This window comes from Pseudomonas sp. PAMC 25886 (assembly GCF_000242655.1).
Lineage (GTDB): Bacteria > Pseudomonadota > Gammaproteobacteria > Pseudomonadales > Pseudomonadaceae > Aquipseudomonas.
In genome coordinates, this window is the sequence record NZ_AHHC01000045.1 from 76959 (window position 1) to 97467 (window position 20509).

Annotated in this window: 16 protein-coding genes; 7 read left to right on the plus strand and 9 right to left on the minus strand. The window is 60.7% G+C overall.

Annotated elements, in window-relative coordinates; translation table 11 throughout:
* Positions 1-105: 105 nt before the first annotated feature.
* Genes MUM_RS0114390 through MUM_RS0114400 form a run of 3 tightly spaced genes read right to left on the minus strand, consistent with a single transcriptional unit; the run spans position 106 to position 4243 of the window.
* Positions 106-1716 carry an FAD-dependent oxidoreductase gene (locus MUM_RS0114390; RefSeq protein ID WP_010170888.1) on the minus strand — a complete coding sequence of 537 codons (1611 nt, stop codon included), beginning with the start codon at positions 1714-1716 and terminating at the stop codon, positions 106-108.
* Between the two features lie 17 nt (positions 1717-1733).
* Positions 1734-3521: a thiamine pyrophosphate-binding protein gene (locus MUM_RS0114395; RefSeq protein WP_010170890.1), complete on the minus strand. Its 1788-nt coding sequence runs from the start codon at positions 3519-3521 to the stop codon at positions 1734-1736.
* Positions 3518-4243 carry a ThuA domain-containing protein gene (locus tag MUM_RS0114400; protein WP_029615896.1) on the minus strand — a complete coding sequence of 242 codons (726 nt, stop codon included), beginning with the start codon at positions 4241-4243 and terminating at the stop codon, positions 3518-3520. Before MUM_RS0114400 ends, MUM_RS0114395 begins: the two co-directional genes overlap by 4 nt.
* Positions 4244-4531: 288 nt before the next feature.
* Here MUM_RS0114400 and hisD point away from each other — a divergent pair, with 288 nt between their 5' ends.
* Positions 4532-5815 (plus strand): histidinol dehydrogenase, encoded by a 1284-nt coding sequence (hisD, locus tag MUM_RS0114405; RefSeq protein ID WP_010170894.1) that lies wholly within the window; start codon positions 4532-4534, stop codon positions 5813-5815.
* 51 nt (positions 5816-5866) lie between these two features.
* Here hisD and MUM_RS0114410 read toward each other — a convergent pair whose 3' ends face one another.
* From MUM_RS0114410 to MUM_RS0114430, 5 genes are all read right to left on the minus strand, one after another.
* Positions 5867-7438, minus strand: a complete 1572-nt coding sequence (locus tag MUM_RS0114410) for a GMC family oxidoreductase (protein WP_010170896.1) — start codon at positions 7436-7438, stop codon at positions 5867-5869.
* 113 nt (positions 7439-7551) lie between these two features.
* Complete coding sequence (locus MUM_RS0114415; protein WP_010170898.1) at positions 7552-8619, minus strand: ABC transporter ATP-binding protein; 1068 nt, start codon at positions 8617-8619, stop codon at positions 7552-7554.
* A 5-nt stretch (positions 8620-8624) separates the two neighbouring features.
* Complete coding sequence (locus MUM_RS0114420) at positions 8625-9416, minus strand: ABC transporter permease (protein WP_010170899.1); 792 nt, start codon at positions 9414-9416, stop codon at positions 8625-8627.
* Between the two features lie 28 nt (positions 9417-9444).
* Positions 9445-10380, minus strand: a complete 936-nt coding sequence (locus MUM_RS0114425) for an ABC transporter permease (protein ID WP_010170901.1) — start codon at positions 10378-10380, stop codon at positions 9445-9447.
* Between the two features lie 108 nt (positions 10381-10488).
* Positions 10489-11649, minus strand: coding sequence for an ABC transporter substrate-binding protein (locus MUM_RS0114430; protein WP_010170903.1), 1161 nt, complete (start codon positions 11647-11649; stop codon positions 10489-10491).
* A 565-nt stretch (positions 11650-12214) separates the two neighbouring features.
* On the opposite strand from MUM_RS0114430, the gene MUM_RS0114435 reads away from it, so the two are divergent.
* Positions 12215-13306 carry a thiamine pyrophosphate-dependent enzyme gene (locus MUM_RS0114435; RefSeq protein WP_010170905.1) on the plus strand — a complete coding sequence of 364 codons (1092 nt, stop codon included), beginning with the start codon at positions 12215-12217 and terminating at the stop codon, positions 13304-13306.
* On the opposite strand, the gene MUM_RS0114440 is transcribed toward MUM_RS0114435, so the two are convergent.
* Positions 13297-14163: a transcriptional regulator gene (locus tag MUM_RS0114440; RefSeq protein WP_029615897.1), complete on the minus strand. Its 867-nt coding sequence runs from the start codon at positions 14161-14163 to the stop codon at positions 13297-13299. The genes MUM_RS0114435 and MUM_RS0114440 overlap by 10 nt on opposite strands.
* A gap of 437 nt (positions 14164-14600) precedes the next feature.
* On the opposite strand from MUM_RS0114440, the gene MUM_RS0114445 reads away from it, so the two are divergent.
* The 5 genes from MUM_RS0114445 (at position 14601) to MUM_RS0114465 (ending at position 20404) form a co-directional block, all read left to right on the plus strand.
* Positions 14601-15767 carry a Gfo/Idh/MocA family protein gene (locus MUM_RS0114445; protein ID WP_032881950.1) on the plus strand — a complete coding sequence of 389 codons (1167 nt, stop codon included), beginning with the start codon at positions 14601-14603 and terminating at the stop codon, positions 15765-15767.
* Positions 15768-15844: 77 nt separating this feature from the next.
* Positions 15845-16876, plus strand: coding sequence for a glycoside hydrolase family 3 N-terminal domain-containing protein (locus tag MUM_RS0114450; protein ID WP_010170911.1), 1032 nt, complete (start codon positions 15845-15847; stop codon positions 16874-16876).
* The gene (locus MUM_RS0114455) at positions 16863-17903 is read left to right on the plus strand and encodes a glycoside hydrolase family 3 N-terminal domain-containing protein (RefSeq protein ID WP_010170913.1); all 1041 of its coding nucleotides are present in this window, start codon (positions 16863-16865) and stop codon (positions 17901-17903) included. The genes MUM_RS0114450 and MUM_RS0114455 overlap by 14 nt, the downstream gene beginning before the upstream one ends.
* Positions 17887-18771, plus strand: a complete 885-nt coding sequence (locus MUM_RS0114460) for a sugar phosphate isomerase/epimerase family protein (RefSeq protein WP_010170915.1) — start codon at positions 17887-17889, stop codon at positions 18769-18771. The genes MUM_RS0114455 and MUM_RS0114460 overlap by 17 nt, the downstream gene beginning before the upstream one ends.
* Positions 18772-18817: 46 nt before the next feature.
* Complete coding sequence (locus tag MUM_RS0114465; RefSeq protein WP_010170916.1) at positions 18818-20404, plus strand: GMC family oxidoreductase; 1587 nt, start codon at positions 18818-18820, stop codon at positions 20402-20404.
* Positions 20405-20509 lie beyond the last annotated feature (105 nt).

A 20509-nucleotide genomic window follows, 5' to 3' on the forward strand; every position in this document is an offset into this window, starting at 1 on the left:
TGTTGGTAAGGGATCACTGTAGGAGCTGGCTTGCCTGCGATGGCATCGACCCAATACCACTGACAGACCGAGTCGACTGCATCGCAGGTAAGCCAGCTCCCACCTTTACCCGGGCTGTCCATTGAAGTGAGCCGCTACTCTGAGGGCATTCGCCGCGATAGTGAGCGCCGGATTAACCGCCGCCGACGACGGGAAGAACGAGCTGTCCACCACCCATACATTCTCCAGGTCATGCAGCTTGCAGTTCAGGTCCAGCACGCTGGTCGCCGGGTCCTTGCCCATCACGGCAGTGCCACACTGGTGGGAGTTCGTCGCGATACCCATGCGCGCCTTGAGGATCAGCGGATACCCCGCGTCACGCATGGTCTTGGTGGCCTTGCTCACCAGGCCTTCATGGGCCTTGAGGTTGTTCGGCGTCCAGTGAACCTTGATCGCACCGCGCTGCACGTCGTAGGTGATGCGGTTGTCCTGGGTCGGCAGATCTTCCGAGGTCAGGTACAGGTCGACGCTGTGGTCAGTGATATAGCGTGAAGCAAATTTCGGCAGCCAGGGCCGCATGGCACTGATCATCGGCTCGCGGATTTTTCCCAGCATCTGTACGTTACCCAAGGGGAATGCGTTGTGCGGGCTGGCGCTGTACCAGTCGTTGATGGCCAGGGTTTTCTGGAAGGTCACGTTGTTCTTGCGTCGCGGGTCCACCGCCAGCATGAAGGTGCTGTTGTGCACCATGTAGTTACGCCCCAACTGCCCGGACCTGTTGCCCAGGCCGTGAGGATGTTGAGAGTTCGCAGACTTGAACAACAACGCCGCGCTGTTGACTGCGCCGCACGCCAGCACGAAGCGTTTAGCACGCAGTGTCACCTCGCGCCCATCGAACAGCCCCCGCGCTTCAGTCACGGTTTTGCCATCGCTACCGGTGTTCAGCTGCTTGATCGTGGTGCGAGTCATCAGCCGAACGCTGCCATTGCGCAGGGCGGGCCTAAGCGCAGAAACTTCGGCGTCGGCCTTGGCATCCATCAGGCACGGATAGCCATCGCAGGTTGAACACAACACGCAATTGCCGCCATCGCCATAGTCCACCGCCGCCGGCATCACGAACGGCTTGAGCCCGGCGCGCTGCATGCTTTGCTCCAGCGCAACCAGTGCCGGGTCATGCTTCAGTGCCGGTTGCGGGAAGGGCCCTGAACGCCAGGGTTCGCTGGGGTCAATGCCGGCCTGGCCATGCACGCGGTAGAGTTTTTCCGCTTCAGCGTACCACGGCTCAAATTCGGCATAGCTGACGGGCCACGCAGGGGACACACCCTCGGCATGCTGGATCTCGCCGAAATCCGCCTCGCGAAACCGTGGCAGCATGGCGCCGTAGAATTTGGTGTTGCCGCCGACGTAATAAAACACCCCCGGCGAAAATACTTGGTTGGCCTGGTCCAGCCACGGTTCGGCATTACGATAGCGCCCTTGGCCGAACACCGCTTCAGCGCTCCAGTTCTGGATCTCACGCGGCAGGAAATCACCCCGTTCGACAATCACGATATCCAGCCCGCTGTCACGCAAGGCATGAGCAAAGGTCGAACCGCCCATGCCCGAGCCGATAATCACCACGTCACAGTTGATCGTGCCATCTGCATCAGGTGTCACCACGTCGAGGGCGCGCGGTTCGCGCGGCGCCCCCGGTTGTGGATTCAGCTCTGCATGATGCGAAATCAATGCATCACTCATGTGAGCCGCTCCGGCATTTACAGGTGTTGTTCGGAATTACGGATTTGCCAGTACTCATCCTGGCGTTCGTCGGTGATGTATTCCGGAATCGGGAAGTCCCACCAGCCCGGTACCCAAGGGCCAGCCGCATCGCGGTCGGTCGGTACTTCGATTAGCACCGGTACGTTCAAATCCAGCGCTTCCTGCAGGATCGGCTCAAGGTCTTCCGGGCGCTCCACACGGTAGGATTTGAGACCGAAGGCTTCGCCCACCGCCTTGAAGTCGGGGCTGTAGGGCGTGCCGTCCGGGTGGTTGAACTCGGTGCCGATATGGCGGCTGGTCTGCTTGCGCTGGCCACCGCGAATCGACATGTAGCCGGCGTTGTTCTGGATCAGGAACACCACAGGGATATTGTTGGTCACGCAGATCGCAATTTCCTGGGAGGTCATCAGGAAATCGCCATCCCCGAGAATGCACACCACCGGCTGGTCAGGCGCAGCCAGCTTGGCGCCGATAGCGGCAGGCACGGCCCAGCCCATGGACGAGAAGCCGCCGGAGGTCAGGTGCGTACGTGGCGTATAGACCGGGAAGGTCTGCTTGACCGCGCCCTGGGTGTTGCCCGAGCCGACCACCACGATGGTGTCGCGCGGGAACACTTTGCGCAGCGCGCCGAGGGGGCGTTGTGAGGTGAACGGGAAGCGATCGGAGTCACGACGGCCCGCCAGTTTGGTTTCCCATTCTTCCTGATAGCCGCGCAGGTCGCTCAGGTACTCTTCGCGCTCAACCGTCTCGTTTTTCAGGCTTTCGACGATGGCGGCGAGGGCGTATTTGGCGTCGGCACAAATCCCCACGGTCACCGGGTAGTTCTTGCCGATCTCGTGCGGGTCGATGTCGATGTGGATCAGCTTCGACGGCGGGATCGCAAAGGTCACGCCCTTGGCATAGCTGGACGACGACCAGTCAGTGAAACGGCAGCCCACGGCGATGATCACATCGGCGGTGGATGCGACTTTATTGCCGCACAATGTACCGGTCTGGCCGACGCTGCCGGCGAACAACGGGTGATCTTCCGGGAAGCCGCTTTTGCCGTTCCAGGTGGTCACGACCGGGATCTTCCAGGCTTCGGCGAGGGCGAACAGTTCCGCACTGGCTTCGCCGGTAATCACGCCGCCGCCGATCACCAGCACTGGGCGCTTGCTCAGTTTCAGCTCTTCCACTGCGCGTGCGGTGGCTGCCGGGTCCGGGAAGCATTTACCGATCGGCGTACGTTCTTCGAGGGCATGCAGGGTCACTTCAGCGGCCTCGGCCTGCACGTCCATCGGGATTTCCAGGTGCACAGGGCCTGGGCGCCCAGTGACCATCGCGCTCCAGGCGCGGTGCATCATGAACGGCAGCTCTTCAACGCGGGTCGCCACCCAATGACGCTTGGTCACGGCTTCGGCAATTTTCGGGAAGTCGTTGTCGGTGTAGCGTTCCAGCTCCTGCAACAAACCGTGGCCACGCATGTGAGTGGGTGGCCCGCCGGTGATCAGCATCAGGCTGGTGGAGTCGGTAAACGCGGTGGCCATGCCGATCACGGTGTTGGCGGCGCCGGCACCGATGGAAGTCACCGCCGCCATCGGCTTGCCGCTCACCCGGTAGTAACCGTCGGCGAGGTGAACCGCGCTCTGCTCATGGAATACCTGGATGAACTTGAGCTTGGAGTCTTCCTCGAGGAAGGCGTCGGTCAGGGTCCAGATACCGTGGCCAGGGATACCGGCGACGTATTCGACGCCGTAATTTTTCAGGGTTTGAGCCACGATCTGGCTGCCGGTCAATTTAGTCATGACAGGACTCCTTGGGTTGATGAAACGGGGGTGTTTGCGTCGGTGGGTCCGGTACTGGTTGCACGTCCGCGTGTCGCCCAGTTCAGGCCTTGCTTGGTCAGACGGCGGATATTCGGGTCGGCGAGGTTGCTGGTGTCGTGCCCGATGGAGTGATAGAACACCCGGCCCTGGCCCCACTGGCGCACCCAGGCCACCGGGCTGCGATGGCCCTTGAGCCAGGGGAAGGGGTTGCCGTCGAAGGTGGTTTCGGCCAGCACGTGAATGTTCGGGTCGACCTGCATGTAGTACTGCTCGGACCGTACCTCGAAATCCTCGACGCCTCGGGTCACCTCGTGGCTGTGGTCGATGACGTTGACCTGGTACGGGTGGGGAAAGCCTTCGCCCATCGGGTGTTCGAGGAATGAACCGCCGAGCACCCAGTGATATTTGAGGCTGGCGCGAAACGCCGCGCCTGCGCCGTGCCAACCCACCAGGCCGGTGCCGCTTTCGATCGCTTGCAGCAGGCGGTTTTCCTGGGAGGCGGTGAGCGTCTCGGTGGTGACCGCGTTGTTCCAGCCGATCACGATCAGGTCATAACCGGTCAAGTCCCTGTCCAGAGTGAAGATGTCGGTGGACTCTTCGACCTCGAAATCCAGCTCCTGGAAAACGGTTCGCGCCCATGCCGCGATTTCGTAGGGGAAATGGCCGGGCCAGCCACCGAATAGATACAAGACTCGACTCACGGTTGATCACCTCTTTACGTTGGGTGTGATTATTAAGTTATACGTATAACCGCTTATTTAAGCTATCACTCCAAACCACTATGTCAATGGGGCTCGCCTATTTTTCGTGAGTGGTTATACGAATAAAGTCAGCGACCGTCGTAGTGCTTCAACACTGCGTCTGTGTTGCGTCAGGTTGCGTCATCAATAGGGTGGCTGCGAAATTGCCGGGGGCAGGGGGGTAGGAAAAGATGGTTGCCAATGCCGGGGGGCATGTCGCGTGCCCTCAAGAACCACCTGGAGCCACTGATGATTCGTTACCTGAAAACACCTAAACCGGTCGAAGCCCAAGCCGAGATTGCTGCCCAAGTCCGCGATACCGTTGAGCAAATCATCGCCAACGTCGCCCGCAATGGTGATGCGGCCGTGCGTGAATACTCGAAGCAGTTTGATCAGTGGTCGCCCGTGTCTTTCCGGCTGACCGATGAAGAAATTGCCGCGTGCGTGGCGAGCCTTTCCGAGCAGGAAATTGGCGATATCACCTTTGCCCAGGCGCAGGTTCGGCGGTTTGCCGAGGTACAAAAGGCCTCGATGCACGATGTGGAAGTCGAGACGTTGCCGGGGGTGATCCTTGGGCACCGCAATATTCCGGTGAACTCGGTGGCTTGCTACATTCCGGGCGGCAAGTATCCGTTGCTGGCGTCGGCACATATGAGCGTGCTGACAGCCAAGGTGGCCGGGGTGAAGCGCGTTGTTGCGGCCGCGCCGCCGTTTGATGGCAAGCCGCATCCGGCCATCGTGACGGCGATGTATTTGGCCGGCGCCGATGAGATCTATTGCGTGGGCGGGGTGCAGGCGATTGCTGCGTTTGCGTTGGGCACCGATACGTTCAAGCCGGTGGATATGATCGTTGGGCCGGGTAATGCGTATGTGGCTGAGGCCAAGCGTCAGTTGTTCGGCAAGATTGGTATCGACTTGATTGCCGGGCCGACTGAAACGTTGGTGATTGCTGATGACAGTAGCGATGTAGAGATTATTGCTGCCGATTTGTTGGGGCAGGCGGAGCATGGGGTTAATTCGCCTGCGGTGTTTTTGACCAACAGTGCTGAGTTGGCGGAAACGCTGCCGGTGGAGATTGAGCGTCAGTTGGCGATCCTGTCCACTGCGCCGGTGGCTTCCATCGCCTGGCGGGATTATGGCGAGATTATTCTATGCGACACGGTGGATGAGCTGGTGCAGGAGGCTGACCGGATTGCTTCCGAGCACGTGCAGGTGATGACCCGCGATCCGTTGTATTTCCTGGAGCACATGACCAATTACGGCGCGTTGTTCCTCGGTGAGCGGACTAACGTTTCCTATGGCGACAAGGTGATTGGCACCAACCATACATTGCCTACCACCGGGACCGCGCGGTACACCGGCGGGCTGTGGGTCGGCAAGTTCATCAAGACCTGCACCTATCAACGGGTGCTGACGGATGAGGCGTCGGTGTTGGTAGGGGAATACTGCTCGCGGCTTTGCGGGATGGAAGGGTTTGCGGGGCACAAGGAGCAGGCGGATATCCGGATTCGACGCTACAGCAAACCCGCTTAAGGACTGCTTTGATGATCGTTCTCACGCTCTGCGTGGGAACGATCAGGCCCTTCACCCCTGCAAAATATGATCCGCTGCCTTCTCACCGATCATGATCGCCAACGCATTGGTATTGCTCGAACATAACGTTGGCGCAATCGAGTTATCGGCCACCCGCAACCCCTCAATCCCATGCACCCGCAACACACTGTCCACCACCGCCAAGTCATTCGAGCCCATCTTGCAGGTGCCCACCGGATGCAGCGCAGCATGCGCCTGTTGCCGCACAAACCGGCGGTAATCCTCACGGCTATGCAACGGCTGCGCAGGCGCATGCTCGCGCAGGATATGCCCGGCCATGGCCTCCTGCGCCAGGATATGCCGGCCAAACTCGGTCGCTTCAACCATGCACTCCAGGTCAAACGGATCGCTCAAATAGTTGGGTCTGATCACCGGCAAGTCCTTCGGGTCTGCACTGCGCAGTTGCACCGAGCCCACGGAGCGTGGGCGGGTCTGGCACACGTTCAACGTGCAGCCATTGCCACCCGGCACCGAGCCCACACCGGCTTCGACACCGGCACCGGCCATAAAACAGTACTGCGCGTCCGCCCGGCCCTCAGCCAGTGAGGTGCGCCAGAACGCGCCGCCTTCCACCACATTGGACGTCACCGGGCCTTCGCGAAACAGTGTGTACTGCAAGCCAGCGGCCAGTTTCCAGTGAGGCTTTTTGTACTTGTCATAGCTCAGGGGCCGACGCAGCTCATTGATCAGCGAGACTTCAATATGGTCCTGCAGGTTCTGCCCGACGCCAGGCAAGTCATGCAGCACCTTGATGCCCGTATCCTGCAGATGCCCGGCAGGGCCGATCCCCGAGAGCATCAGTAACCTCGGGCTGTTGATCGCGCCGGCGCTGATGATCACTTCGCGTTCGGCCCGCAGGATTTGGCGCTTGCCTTTTTCAACGTATTCAACCCCCGTCGCACGGCCCTTTTCGAGCAGCACCTGCAACACTCGGCAGCCGGTTTTAATCGTGAGGTTAGGGCGCCGCCGGGCCGGCTTCAGATACGCCACCGGAGTGCTCGAACGCAGCCCGTCGCGGGCGTTGATTTGATACAGCCCACAACCGTCCTGAACTCCGGAGTTGAAGTCGGAGTTATACGCCAACCCGGCCTGCTGGCAGGCTTGCAGCCAGAATTTGGTCAGCGGATGGGTATAGCGCTGGTCGCTGACACCCACCGGGCCGTCGGTGCCATGGGCTTCATTGCTGAAGCGGTCGTTGGTCTCGCACTTCCTGAAAAACGGCAGCACGTCCTTATAAGCCCAGCCTTGGGCCCAACCGTCGTAATCCGCCGGTTGCCCGCGCAGGTACACCATGGCGTTCACCGAGCTGCCGCCGCCCAGCACTCGCGCCTGCACCATGCTCGGCTTGGGCACGCCGATGTAGTCTGCGGGCGGCTCCCAGGGGTAATGCTCAACCAGGTTTCCCTGGCTGGTCTTGTAGAAGCCCACCGGTAGATGAATAAGCGGATGGGTGTCCCTCGGTCCTTCCTCAAGCAGCACCACCCGCGCCTCGGGATTTTCGCTCAGCCGTGCGGCAATCACACACCCGGCTGACCCACCCCCGACCACGATGTAATCGACCATTATTATTTTCCTCCGGGCAAAAAAAACGCCGGACCAGGCTCCCGTGAAAGAGCGGATGATCCAGCGTAAAAAATGAACCTCGGCTGATTCAGCCAGGCCCCTTGTTCAAAACATCAGGCCGGGATCACCACAAAGCTTTCCGGCTTACAGGTCAGTGCCACGTTCGTGCCAGGCGGCAATGCATGGCTGCCAGGTGTGGGCAGTTGCTGGCATTTGAGGTCGAGCGTGCCGCCGGCCACTTCCACGCGGTAGATCACGCGGTTGCCGATGAAGGAAGTGTCCTTGACCTTGCCGGCAAACGCGCCGTCTGCCAACGGCGCGCCCAGAGCCGGCTCAAGACCGATGGTTTCGGGGCGGATCGACACATTCACCGGCCCCGCACCCACGCCGCTTTTGGCGGTGTGGGCATAGCGCCCGAACGGCAAGTCGACCACGCCACTCAGCCCATACGTGCCGTTGACGATATTGGTATCGCCGAAGAACTTGGCGGCGAACAAGGTGCGCGGCGACCAATACATCTCCTGCGGCCCGCCGATCTGCTCAATGCCGCCCTTGTTCAGCAACACCACACGGTCCGACAAAATCATCGCTTCGTCCTGGTCGTGGGTCACATACACAAAGGTGGTCGACGTCTCTTCGTGGATGCGCTTGATCTCGTTGAGCATGTGGTGGCGAATCTTCAGGTCCAGAGCCGCCAGCGGTTCATCCAGCAGCAGTACTGCCGGGCGGTTCACCAGTGCGCGGGCCAAGGCCACACGTTGCGCCTGCCCGCCGCTGAGTTCGGATATCCAGCGGCTCTTGAAGCTTTCCAGTTGCACCAGTTCCAGCGCCTTGTTCACTTCACGCTTGATCTCATCCTTGGGCTTCTTCTTCAGGCGCAACCCGAAGGCCACGTTGTCGAAGACGTCCAGGTGCGGGAACAGCGCGTATTTCTGAAACACCATGTTCACCGGGCGGTGTTCAGGCGCCAGGGCGGTGGAGTCCTTGCCGTCGATCACCACCTTGCCGGTGGTGGGTTCTTCGAAGCCGGCGATGATGCGCATCAGGGTGGTCTTGCCGCAGCCGCTGGGGCCGAGCAGTGTCAGGATCTCGTTGCGCTTGACCGTCAGGTCGACTTTGCCCAGGGCGGTGAGGTTACCGTAGCTCTTGGAAATTCCGGTCAGTTCAATACTGTTGGTCATGGTGATTACTCTGCAGTTTCAGCACGTTCAAGTTCGAGGCGGCGACGACGCAGGGTCATGACCAGGCCGGCGATGGCGATGATGGCGATGGTCACCACCAGCATGAATACCGAGGCGGCATTGATGGTGGGGCTGACGGCGCGGCGCATCATCGAAAGAATCATGAGCGGCAGCGTGGTGTCGCTGCCAGTGACGAACACGGTGATCAGGAATTCATCCATCGACAGCGCCACCGCGAGGATCGCGGCGCCTGCGATGGTTGGCCCGATGATGGGCAGCGTCACCAGCCAGAACGCCTTGAGGGGCGAGGCGCCGAGGTCGCGCGCGGCCTCCTCGAACGACAGGTCGAAATACTCCAGCCGCGAACGCACCGACTCCACAAAGAACGGAAAGGTGAACAGCGTATGGCCGATGATCACCGTCAGCAGCGAGCGGGGCAGGCCGATAAGCGAGAAGAAAATGACCAGCGCAATCCCCAGAAACAAACCGGGCAAGGCAATGGGCGCGAAGTTCATGAACGCGAACACTGCCTTCACCCGGCCTTTCATGCGCATCAGCGCAAGGGCCGAGAACGTGCCCAGCAGCGTGGTAAGAATCGCCGAGCCAGCGGCTACGATCGCGCTGTTGGTCAGGGCTGTCATAAAGTCCGAACTGCTGAACAGCGCCTCATACCAGCGCGTGGAAAATCCCTCGAACGGGAACGACAACGAGGCCGACGAGTGGAAGCTGAACAGCGCGATAATCGCGATGGGCGCGTAGAGGAACAGCATGTAGACGTAAGTGAATAGCCGGATCATGGCGAGTTACCTTTTTTATGGGCGGTATTCAGTCGTGGTAACGCTTGCCGGGTGCCAGGTTGGCAGCGCGCAACACCGCCAGCAGCAACGCGTACACCAGCATGAACACGATCAACAGCAGATAGGCCATCGCCGCCCCCAGCGGCCAGTTACCCACCGAGCGGAACTGGTTCGCGATCACCAGCCCGGTGGTCATCGCATCCCGGCCACCCAGCAGTTGGGGGGTGACGTAGTCGCTGGCGGCGAGCACGAAGGTGAACATGAACGAGCTGACGATGCTCTTGTGCGCCATCGGCATGATCACCCTCCACAGAATGGTGGCGCCGCCGGCGCCGAGGTCGGCGGCCGCTTCCAGGTAGTCCTTCTTGATGTCCCGCAGGCCCGACACCAGCAGCAGCAGGGTGAAGGGCAGCATGATGTGAACCAGGGTCAGCACCACTGCGAATTTGCTGAACACCAGCCATTCCAGCGGCTGGTCGATCAGGCCGAAGTGCAGCAGTGTGGAGTTGATCACGCCGTTGGTACCCAGGATTGAGCGCCATGCGTAGACCCGCACCAGATAGCTGGAAAACCACGACACGAGCGCCAGGTACAACACGGTGTTGGAGCGTGTGCGGTACACGATGTAATAGGCTACCGGCGCACTGATCACGGTGGAGAGCAGGGCGGTCCAGAAGCCGTTTTGCAGGGCGATCCACAACGAGTCATAAAACCCGGTGGCGTTCAGGGCCTTGGCATAATTGGCCAGGGTGGCGGCGGGTTCCATGCTGAAGGTCTTGGCGGTCCAGAAACTGGCGACCAGCAGCAGCACTGACGGAATCAGAAAGAACACCACCAGAAACAGCAACGGTGGCGACGCCAGCCAATACCCGCTGAGGGTTCTCTTGTCGATCTTCATGTGTTTGCCGACCCTTGAATCGCCTTCGTCCAGGGGCATGGACTCGGTGTTGTTGACTACGGTCATGATGAGATTGCCTTTGCGTTTTTATTCGATAGTCAGGGCGCGTTGACCCGTGGGGCGGGTGTGGGTGACCCCCGCCCCACGTTTGCCTGCACCGGCGTGCCAAGCGCTCTAGAACGAACCCTTGAAGTTCGCCCACTGATCGATCCATTCAGCATAGGTCACATATTTTTCGGAGCTCAGGGGCGGCTGGCCATAGAGTTTGGATTTCTCGAAAAAGCTGTCCAGGTTCGCGTAGTCGAAGGTGTTTCTAAGGTCCTCGGGCAGCAGCGGCACGGCCTTGGGGTTGACTACGCCGGAGAACATCGTGGTCGCCATCTTGGCCTGGATGTCGGGCTCCAGGGTCTTGTTGATGAACTCCAGGGCCAGGGGAATGTCCTTTGCGGTTTTCGGGATGAACAACGCATCGCACCAAAGCGCTGCACCTTCGGCGGGTACCGACAGGGCAGTGGTCACGCCACGCTTGATGGTTTCGCTCGGGGTGTTGGCGGAGGCCGAGAACACCGCGTCCACTTCACCCGACACCAGCAGCGAAACTGCGTCGCCCGAAGAGGCGGCAAACACCCGGCACTGATCACGGTACGGCTTTAGTTTTTCGAAGGCATCGTTGAATTCGGCGCGGGTCAGGTTGGGGTACTTGTCGCCGTAGCCTGCGATGGTCGCGATCAGCGACCAGTTCGATGTGCCATCATCGACAAAGGTCAGCTTGCCCTTGAGTTTCGGGTCCAGCAGGTCGGTGTATTGGGTAGGTTTTTTGACGTTCTTGGGGTTGTAGATAATGGTGTTCATACCCCACAGCAACGGGATGCCCCATTGCTTGCCGTCCCAGTACCAGCGGCTGCCCTTGTAGAACAGCGCGAGGGTATTGTCGGCGGAATAGTTGGGGATCTTCGTGGTGTCGATGGCCTTGAGCAAACCCATTTCCTGATAGATCTTTTCGTAGCCCAGGGCGTACATGGTCAGGTCGAGTTGCACCGGATCGGAGCCTGCCAACCGTGCGGTGATATCGTCCTGGTTGCTGGCATAGCTTGACCGCACGGTGACGTTGCGCTGCTTGCGCCAGTCGGCCAGTTCGGCGTCACCGGTTTCACCTTCCCAGCCGAGGATTTCCAGATGGCCGGTGGTGGCGGCAAATGCGCTGGGCACGAACGAGCCGAGGTACAAGCCGGCGGCAGAGGCGGCAGCGCCCAGCAGAAACGAGCGTCGTTTCAAGCTGAGGGAATTAAAGTCAATGCCGGTCAAACCATAACCCGTCTCTATTTCTTTTTTCATTTCGAGTTCCTGCCTGGGGTGGTGGGTGCGAACGTTGAGCGACTTGCAAGGCGTGGGCCCGGCGGTGTGGCCGGGTGCTTTCTTTCGTATGCAGTCAGTTGGATCGGCAGTGTTATGGCCAGCATTGATTCCATGCTGCTGGGGAGGGTGGTAAGGCCTCCACTGTTCCGATTGACTCTTCCTTGGCTGGGCGACGCACGCTTTTTCCGGGCTTTGGAGTTCCAGTCCTGAAGCGGTGCGCCCAGCGCTTGATAGGCTCGGCTTGTTGTTTTCATGGGTTGAGTATTGAGCCGGGAGGCGGGGGGCTCAATTTCGCAGGGGGGTTAAAAGCGACGCACTCTGACGCATTGAAGTGACCTAATCGGCGCACGCCTCTGGGTATGGGTTATGGGTCGGGATTGAGTATCAAAAATCACCCAAATAACGGATATCCCCCCAATCGCCAGGCACCTGCGTCAATCTGCGTCTCTTTTACCCAAGGTGCGAAATTGAGCCCTCCCCGCACCAGGCGAATACTCCAAGCCTGATCCCCGGCCCAGACGCCGCGCATTCGCTGGAGTGTTAAGTGAAACTCACAGGTGGCCAAATCATCGCCAAGGCACTGAAAGCCAACAGTGTCGACTACGTAGCGGGCATCCCGGGCGACGGCTCCCGGTCCTTGGTCGAAGCACTGCTGACCCCAGGCACCGACATCCCGTTCATCCACGTCATCCAGGCCCACAGCGCCGTCCACCTCGCCGACGGCTACTTCCGCGCGTGCGGGCGCCCCATGGCCGTCGTACTGACCGGTCCGCTGGGCATCCCCTCAGCCCTGGGAGCCCTGGCCACCGCACACCAGGACGCCTCCGCACTAATAGTCATCAGCAACGCCCAGGCCGAAACGGTATCGATCAACGTCTTGAAAGACCAGACGACAGTCCAGACGCTACAACAGCTACCCCAAGCCCTGCGCCAGTCCTTCGACACCATGCTGAGCGCTCATTCCGGCCCGGTCAGCCTGTCCATCGACGACACCCTCCAACGCGCCTCCACCAACGCCAGCCTGCCACTCGCCACCCTGCGCGCAGAACCCCAACCCATCCCGCGCAAAATCACCTTACTGCGCGAAGGCCGCGCCTCACGCTCCGTGCTGGAAAACGATGCGCTCCTCGTCCTGGGCGCCGGACCCACACAGCCCATGGCCCGCGAAATGTTCCCGGTGCATTACCCCGGCAGGCACCTCTGCGCTGGCAACCCCGCCACCCTCGGCTGGGCTGTCCCGGCAGCGATCGGCGCCAAGCTCGCGATGCCCGCCCGCCAAGTGGTCTGCGCCGTCGGCAGCCGGGACTTCCTGCAGTCAATGCAAGAGATGGCCGTGTGCGTGATGCACAGCATTCCGGTGGTATTCCTGGTCTTCAACCGCAGCGCTGACGACGCTGTGAACGAGGCACAAGCCCAACCCATCGAGCAGCACCGGGCCGGTGAATTCAACTTGCCCGATGGCAAGCCCTACGCCCCGGATTTCGCCGGTATCGCCCGCAACTTCGGCCTGGAAGCCTGGCGCGTCGAACACGTTTCACAACTCAACGCGACCCTCGTCAAAGCCCTGAACAGCAAGGGCCCGTCGCTGGTTGAAATGATGACCACGCGCCAACCCCTACAAACTCCTCAGTCCTGACCGCCCCAGACGATGGTGGCGTTTTCGCCGGTCATGTACTCACGTACATCCAGCGGGATCGACTGATCACTGGGCAACAGCACCGTTGCATTGCGCAAGTGATGCTTGCGGATCTTGCCCTTGTCCACCAGCCCCAGAGCCATGCGCGTAGAGAAGGGTTGGCGAAACGAGGACGACGCCACACCCGTCACCAACCCATACAGAAAACGGATCGGCCGACGATGTTGCGGCGTCAGGATCGAAAACGTCATCTCGTTACGCTGCTTGCCTTCGAAATCCACCATGAACAGGCGATCGCCCAGCAGCAAACAGAACCCGTGGTAGGTAAATGAATAACCGATCTTGCCGCTGCCATCGCGCAACGGAAACCGCTCCACGGTGACGTACTGCACCATCGAATCGGCCCGGTACAGGCAGGTGACAGAACGCAGGATGCGCCCCTTGTAGATCGACGAATTGTGATAGCGGTAATACACGCCCAGATAGTCTTCAAGCACGTCAGCCGACTGTTTCGCCAGCGGCAGGAAATGATTGAACTGCTCCGAGGCCCGCAAGCCGGTCGGCAGTTCGTTTTCATAGCCTTCATAGAACTTCTTGAACTCGGCGGGCGGACGGAAAAGGTCTTCCGCTTCCATCATGAAATAACGTCCGATCTTCTGAAGGATCTTCTGCGACGGAACGTGCTGGCCCACCAGGTACTTGTTGAACTGCTGGCGATTCACATCAACTTTGCGACACATATCGGCTACCGACCGGCAGGATTCGACCAGGGTGCTCAGGTTCCTTTGCACATTGGCCTGCAAGTCACTGCGCGCCTGCTGACGCTCGGGGTGCGAAGTGGCAGAGGCTAACGACAGGGGGGATGTGTCCGGGCGACTGGGCATTATTATCTCGATGTACTTGGCTGGGTTAAGGCGCCAGTTATTAAAGTTATAGCGCAGTTATCGAATAACCCTGCTTATAACTTTAATAACCGTTTAAGCGTTTGAAAATTCCGGTAATTACCAAAGCATCTTTCATGCCGTTTTTATAAGTTTCTACATAAAGGTTTAGAACGACTGAATGCGTCAGATTGTAAGCGCTTTTGCTGGCTGCTCGGCACCGCCGACAAGCGCGGCATCGTAGTTTAAGCCGCAGAATCGCTGCGCCCAGTAACACATTGAAATGCCGCGGGTAACACCGCGTGCTGCTTGTGAGTGCTTCAGTCCGCGTCAGGTATCACCAAGGGTGCGAAATGGTGGAAACAAACATCACCCTTGATACTCGGCCCATGCTTTTTGCGGAGGATTGGGTGATGGCAAGGTTGACCGGCGACATTCCCGGAAAGCGGCGATTCAAGGTCGGCATGGTCGGTGGCGGGCAGGGCGCTTACTTCGCCAGTTACCACCGTGCCGCGATGCGCCTGTGTAATCGCTTCGACATCGTCGCCGGGGCCTTCTCGTCGGGCGCGGACAAATGCCGCGAGGCGGGCGCTGCTCTCAATATTGAACCCGACCGCATTTACCTTTCCTTCGAGGCCATGGCCGCCGCCGAGTCGCGCCGACCCGACCCGATAGAGGCGGTGGTCATCGTGACGCCCAATCACCTGCATTTCGAGCCGTGCCGGTTGTTCCTGGAAGCAGGCATCCCGGTGATCTGCGACAAGCCGTTGGTCAACCATCCCCACGAAGCCCTCGAGCTGGCGAGCCTTGCCGAGCGCCACGGGACGTTTTTTGCGCTGACCTACACCTACCAGGGTTATCCGATGGTCAGGGACGCCCGCAGTCGGATCCAGGCCGGTGAGCTGGGGGAGTTGCGCTTCCTGTACGTGGAATATTTGCTGGAGTGGTTGGCACCGGGCGTGTCCGGCTTAAGCAACAGTCTGGCGTGGCGCGGTGACCCGCAAAAGGCCGGCCCCACCGGGGCCTTGGGCGACGTCGGCACCCACGCGTTCAACCTGCTGGAGTTTCTTTCCGGGCAGCGCTGCAACCAGCTCAACGCCAAGTTGACCAGCGTGGTGCCGGGTTGGGCACTGGACGACACCTGCGTGGTGCAACTGGAGTTCGACGGCGGCGTAGACGGCTTGTTGTGGGCCAGCTTCGCGGCGCCTGGGCATCGCAACGGCTTGCGCTTCAAGATCGTCGGCAGCCTGGCCTCGCTCGAATGGTGCCAGGAGTCACCGGAAACCCTGCTGTTCACACCCATCGACGGCGCCGACCGCATTTACCGGCGTGGCCAGGCAGACAACATGCCCCAGACGCAGACCTTCACCAGCCTGCCGGCGGGCAATACCGAGGGCTATCTGGAAGCGCTGGCGGTGTTGTACGCCGACTTCGCCGACGCCCTGGAGGCCGGGGCGCAGTGGCGCACGGCGACCAGCGTGCCGTTGCCGGATATCCAGGAGGGCATGCGCGGGGTGCTGTTGTCCCAGGCCTGCATCGAATCCCACCAGCGGCGTGCCTGGGTGCCGTTCCCGCTGTAATTGAATTCATGCGTGGAATAGCCGCGCATCCACCGAGTTGAGCGTTCCGCTCACCATAACGCTGTTGAGGAAAAGCAATGTCAAGCGAACTGCATAGCGCCGCGTATTCGGTACTGCTTCCCGCGTTCGGGGATTTGCACCTGGACGACAATGTGCGCCGTTACCTGAGCCGTGGTGGTGTGTCCCTGTTGCTCGGGGAAACCCGCGATGAATATGTTGGTCGAGGCATGAGCCCGGCGCGCAAGGCAGCCGAGTCCAAGGCTGATTTTGTCAATGTCGTTAAGGAAGCTACGGCCTTGGCGGGTTCTGCGGTATTGATCGCAGTCGACCAGGAACTCGGCGGGATCGAGCGCCTGCATCAACTGGTCCCGGCGGTCGCCTCCCGAGCGCAGCTCCAGGCCCTCAGTGCCCTGGACATCGAGCAACGGTGCTTCGATATGGCCACCGTGGCCCGCGAGCTGGGGGTGAATCTGTTTCTGGCGCCAATCGTGGACGTCGTCACCGGCGCCAATCCGTGGCTGCATAACCGTCACCTCGGCGCCGACCCGGTGGAAGTCAGCCGGGTGTCCTGCGCGTTTATTCGTGGGGTGCAGCGCGCCGGTGTGATCGCCACCGCCAAGCACTTCCCCGGGCATTACGTCACCGAACACGACCCGGCCATTGCCGAAGCCACCGTGCCGGGGCCGCTGGAATTGCTGCATGACAACCTTGAAGTGTTCAAGCAGGTAATCGCCACCGGCGTGAAAGCCATCATGCCAGGCCCGGCGGTGTTCCCTGCGATAGATACCGATCACTCGGCCTCCACCTCACCCAAGGTTATCGGGGTGCTGCGTGACACCCTCGGCTTCGACGGCTTGATCATTTCCGATGATCTGGACGCGGTTTCCATTCTGCGCGGCAACACCATTCCCGACACCGCTGTCGCGTCGCTGGTGGCCGGTGCGCACCTGCTGCTGGTTTCCAGCGAGTCCGACCTGGACAGCATCGCCGATGCGATCGTCGCCGCCGTTCACGAAGGCACGCTGGATCGCCAGGTGTTACTGGACGCAGCCGCCAGGGTCCGCCAGTTGGCAATCGCGACCCAGGGGACTAACCATGAGCGCGAATGAAGGCAAGGCCTACGGCGTGCTGTTCCCGGTGTTGCTGGACCTACAGATGACGGATGACGTGCGCCGGTTTCTCGGGAATGGCGGGCGCAGTCTGTTGTTTGGCGAGACGGGCGAGGAATACGTCAGCGGAAAAATGAGCGCCAGCCGCCTGGAAACCGAAACCCTGGACACCTGGCAACGCTTTACCGGCACGGCCATTGCGTTCGGCGGGCCGCTGCTGCTGGCGGCAGACGCCGACATCTCCGCCGTGCACCGCTTGCAAGGGATCACCCCGGCGCTGCCCGAACCCGACGTGGCAAGGGCGATGGACTGCGCGGCGCTGGAGCAGGCCTGCTTCAAGGTTGCGACCGCCGTGCGGGAGACCGGGGTCAATCTGTTGCTGTCGCCGACGGCGGACGTTGTTGGCGGCCCCAATGTGTGGCTGGCAGGACGCACGCTTTCGGACGACGTGCAGCAGACGGCGGCGATGGTCGGTGCGTATGTGCGTGGCGTGCGGCGGGCCGGGATGGCCAGCACCCTGAAGCACTTCCCCGGCCATCCGGTGTTGTTTCAGCAGCCGTCGACTGAAACGGCGGTGGTCAGCGAATCCATGAAGCAGCTGCGAGCCTATTGGCCGGGGTTCCAGGCCGGGATCGACGCGGGGGCGGATGCGGTGATGATGGGGCCGGCGATATTCGCCGCGTGCACACCGCCCACCGCGGCCTCAGTGTCGCCGGAACTGATCGGTGTGTTGCGCCAGGAGTTGGGCTTCAAGGGGCTGGTGATGACCATCGACCTCGATCACCGCTCGACCATCGGTCAGATGTCCCTCGGCGAGGTCGCAGTGGCCGCGTTGAATGCCGGGGCTGACCTGTTGCTGATTTCTGCCGGCGCCATGCCGCAGGTGCCGCAAATCGTTCGGGCGATTGTCGCCGCCGTCGCCCGGGGCACCTTGTCTCAGGCTCGGCTGGACGCTGCGGCGCTGGCCGTTGGCGCGTTGGCTGATCGCTACTCACCCGTAGGAGCGCCATATGGCAACCCAAAATAATATCCTCGCACTGCATTCCACCGTCGCCAAACACTCGACCCTGGCGATGGATATCGACATCGCCCAGACGTTGGGTTTTGACGCGCTGGAGATCAACAGCGGCAAGCTGGAGGCGTATTTGCAGGCCGGCTATTCCGAGTCGGAGCTGCAAGCATTACTGCAGCACGTACCGGTCACCGGCATCGGTTACCTTCGGGACATCGAACGCCAGGGCGCCGAGCGGGATGACCTGTTCAAGGAAGCCGAGCGGCTGTTTCAACTGGCCAACCTGGTCGGCGCCAAAGGCGTGCAAGTGCTCACGGGCCCGATCAATGTGCAGGCGGTGATTGATTTCCAGGCGACGGGCAAGAGCGCCCATTACTCGGGCTTGCTGGGTCTGGATCAAGCCGAACAGTACGCTCGCACGGCCAGCAATCTGGCGGAGCTGGCCGATGTGGCCAAGCAATACGGCCTGCTGCTTTATCTCGAAGCGCTGTCCTGGACGCCACTCAATACCCTGGACCACCAACTGCAACTGATCGAACGCACCGGGCGCAGCAACGTGAAGATGGTGATCGACTACTGGCATTGCTTTACCAGCGGCGTTACCCCTGCGGACGTCGCCAGGCTCGACAAGGGCGTGATCTACGGCGTGCATGTCTGCGACTCGCTGGCCTTCGAAGGCGGCATCCCGAATGAAGAAGTGCTGCGTGATGTTCCCACCGGCAGCGGGGTGCTCGACCTGGCCGAATGGACCGCCGCGGTAAAGGCTACCGGTTACGTCGGTTGGTGGAGTTGTGAGTTGTTCTGCAAAAAACAGCAGCAGCAAAACAGCTACGCCGTCGCCCAACAATTGAAGACGCTGTTAACCGGCCTGGTCGGTCGATAACGCGCGTTTCAACACTGGCTGAATACTAAAAAGATCTGAGGTTGTCATGGTGGATTTCATCGTAATCGGGGGCGGCTCCACAGGCTGCACGGTCGCATCGCGCTTGAGCGAGGAGGAAGGGGCGTCAGTGGTGCTGTTCGAGGAAGGGCCGCGCGATCGCAGCCCGTACATCCATATTCCCGGCGCCTACTACAAGACTGCCCAGGGCCCGCTGCTCAAGCGCTATGCCTGGGAGCCCACCGAGGACCAGCACCGCAGCGAAACGCCGACCATGGTCCAGGCCAGCGTGCTCGGCGGCGGCAGCTCGGTGAACGCGATGATTTACATCCGTGGCGTGCCCGCCGACTACGATGGCTGGGCCGAGCAGGGCGCTGCCGGCTGGTCGTACAAGGACGTGCTGCCGTACTTCAAAAAGGCTGAAGACAACGAGCGTTTCTGCAATGAGGTACACGGTGTCGGCGGGCCGTTGGGCGTGTCGGACCCGATCAATATTCACCCCTTGACCAAGGTCTGGCTGCGCGCCTGCCAGCAGTACGGATTGCCCTATAACGAAGATTTCAACTCGGGCCAGCCCGAAGGCTGCGGTCTGTACCAGATCACCTCCAAGAACGGTTTTCGCAGCAGCGCCGCCGTAGCCTATCTGGCGCCCGCCAAGTCGCGCAAGAACCTGACGGTGAAGACCGGTTGCCGGGTGCTGCGTATCCTGATGCAGGGTAACAAAGCTGTTGGTGTCGAATACCTGGAGAAGGGCGTGCGCCAGGTGATGCACGCCGACAAGGAAATCGTCCTGTCCTCCGGCGCGATCAACTCACCCCGGTTGTTGATGTTGTCCGGGATCGGGCCCGCTGCGCAGTTGGAGAAACATGGAATTAAAGTTGTTCAGGATTTACCTGGGGTAGGGCAGAACCTGCAGGACCATATCGAAGTGTCGCTGGTGTATGAGCTGACCGGCCCCCACAGCTATGACAAATACAAAAAGCCCTGGTGGAAACTCATGGCGGGCTTGCAGTACGCGCTGTTCAGGCAGGGTCCGGCGGCGTCGAACCTGATTGAAGGCGGGGCGTTCTGGTGGGGCGACAAGACGGCGGCGCATCCGGATATCCAGTATTTCATGGTGGTGGGCGCGGGCATCGAGGAGGGCGTGGATTCGGTGCCTGGCGGCAATGGCTGCACCTTGAACCTGGGGCAGATACGTCCAAGGTCCAGGGGTTATGTGGAGCTGTATTCGGCCGACCCGATGTCACCGCCACGCATTGTGCCTAACTATTTTTCCGATCCGTACGACATCGAAAGCCTGGTGGACGGTTGTCTGATTGGCGAACAGATCATGGCCCAGGCGGCTTTCAAACCCTATGTGGCACGGCGGCACGTACCGGATGTGAGCGTACGCTCGCGAGAAGCCATGAAGAAATTCTGTCACGAGGAAGCCCATGCCGCGCTGCACCCGTCAGGCACCTGCCGCATGGGGGTAGATAAACAGGCTGTGGTTGGGCCGGATCTCAAGGTGCATGGCATCAAGGGGCTGCGAGTGGCCGACGCGTCGATTATGCCAACGCTGATTTCAGGTAACCCCAACTCGGTGTGCATCATGATCGGCGAAAAGGTCGCCGACATGATCAAAAGCACCCGATAGGGTTGCCGAATGCGGACATTTCAGCTCACTCCTATCCAAGCTGCCGGTGGGTGTTTGCCAACGCGCATGATCACCCACCCTGCCTCGCTGGCCTCAGAGCGCGAG

Coding starts and splice junctions, on each gene's coding strand:
- MUM_RS0114390 (WP_010170888.1), bottom strand. CDS start 1,716: ATGAGTGATGCATTGATTTCGCATCATGCAGAGCTGAATCCACAACCG.
- MUM_RS0114395 (WP_010170890.1), bottom strand. CDS start 3,521: ATGACTAAATTGACCGGCAGCCAGATCGTGGCTCAAACCCTGAAAAAT.
- hisD (WP_010170894.1), top strand. CDS start 4,532: ATGATTCGTTACCTGAAAACACCTAAACCGGTCGAAGCCCAAGCCGAG.
- MUM_RS0114410 (WP_010170896.1), bottom strand. CDS start 7,438: ATGGTCGATTACATCGTGGTCGGGGGTGGGTCAGCCGGGTGTGTGATT.
- MUM_RS0114415 (WP_010170898.1), bottom strand. CDS start 8,619: ATGACCAACAGTATTGAACTGACCGGAATTTCCAAGAGCTACGGTAAC.
- MUM_RS0114420 (WP_010170899.1), bottom strand. CDS start 9,416: ATGATCCGGCTATTCACTTACGTCTACATGCTGTTCCTCTACGCGCCC.
- MUM_RS0114425 (WP_010170901.1), bottom strand. CDS start 10,380: ATGACCGTAGTCAACAACACCGAGTCCATGCCCCTGGACGAAGGCGAT.
- MUM_RS0114430 (WP_010170903.1), bottom strand. CDS start 11,649: ATGAAAAAAGAAATAGAGACGGGTTATGGTTTGACCGGCATTGACTTT.
- MUM_RS0114445 (WP_032881950.1), top strand. CDS start 14,601: ATGGCAAGGTTGACCGGCGACATTCCCGGAAAGCGGCGATTCAAGGTC.
- MUM_RS0114450 (WP_010170911.1), top strand. CDS start 15,845: ATGTCAAGCGAACTGCATAGCGCCGCGTATTCGGTACTGCTTCCCGCG.
- MUM_RS0114455 (WP_010170913.1), top strand. CDS start 16,863: ATGAGCGCGAATGAAGGCAAGGCCTACGGCGTGCTGTTCCCGGTGTTG.
- MUM_RS0114460 (WP_010170915.1), top strand. CDS start 17,887: ATGGCAACCCAAAATAATATCCTCGCACTGCATTCCACCGTCGCCAAA.
- MUM_RS0114465 (WP_010170916.1), top strand. CDS start 18,818: ATGGTGGATTTCATCGTAATCGGGGGCGGCTCCACAGGCTGCACGGTC.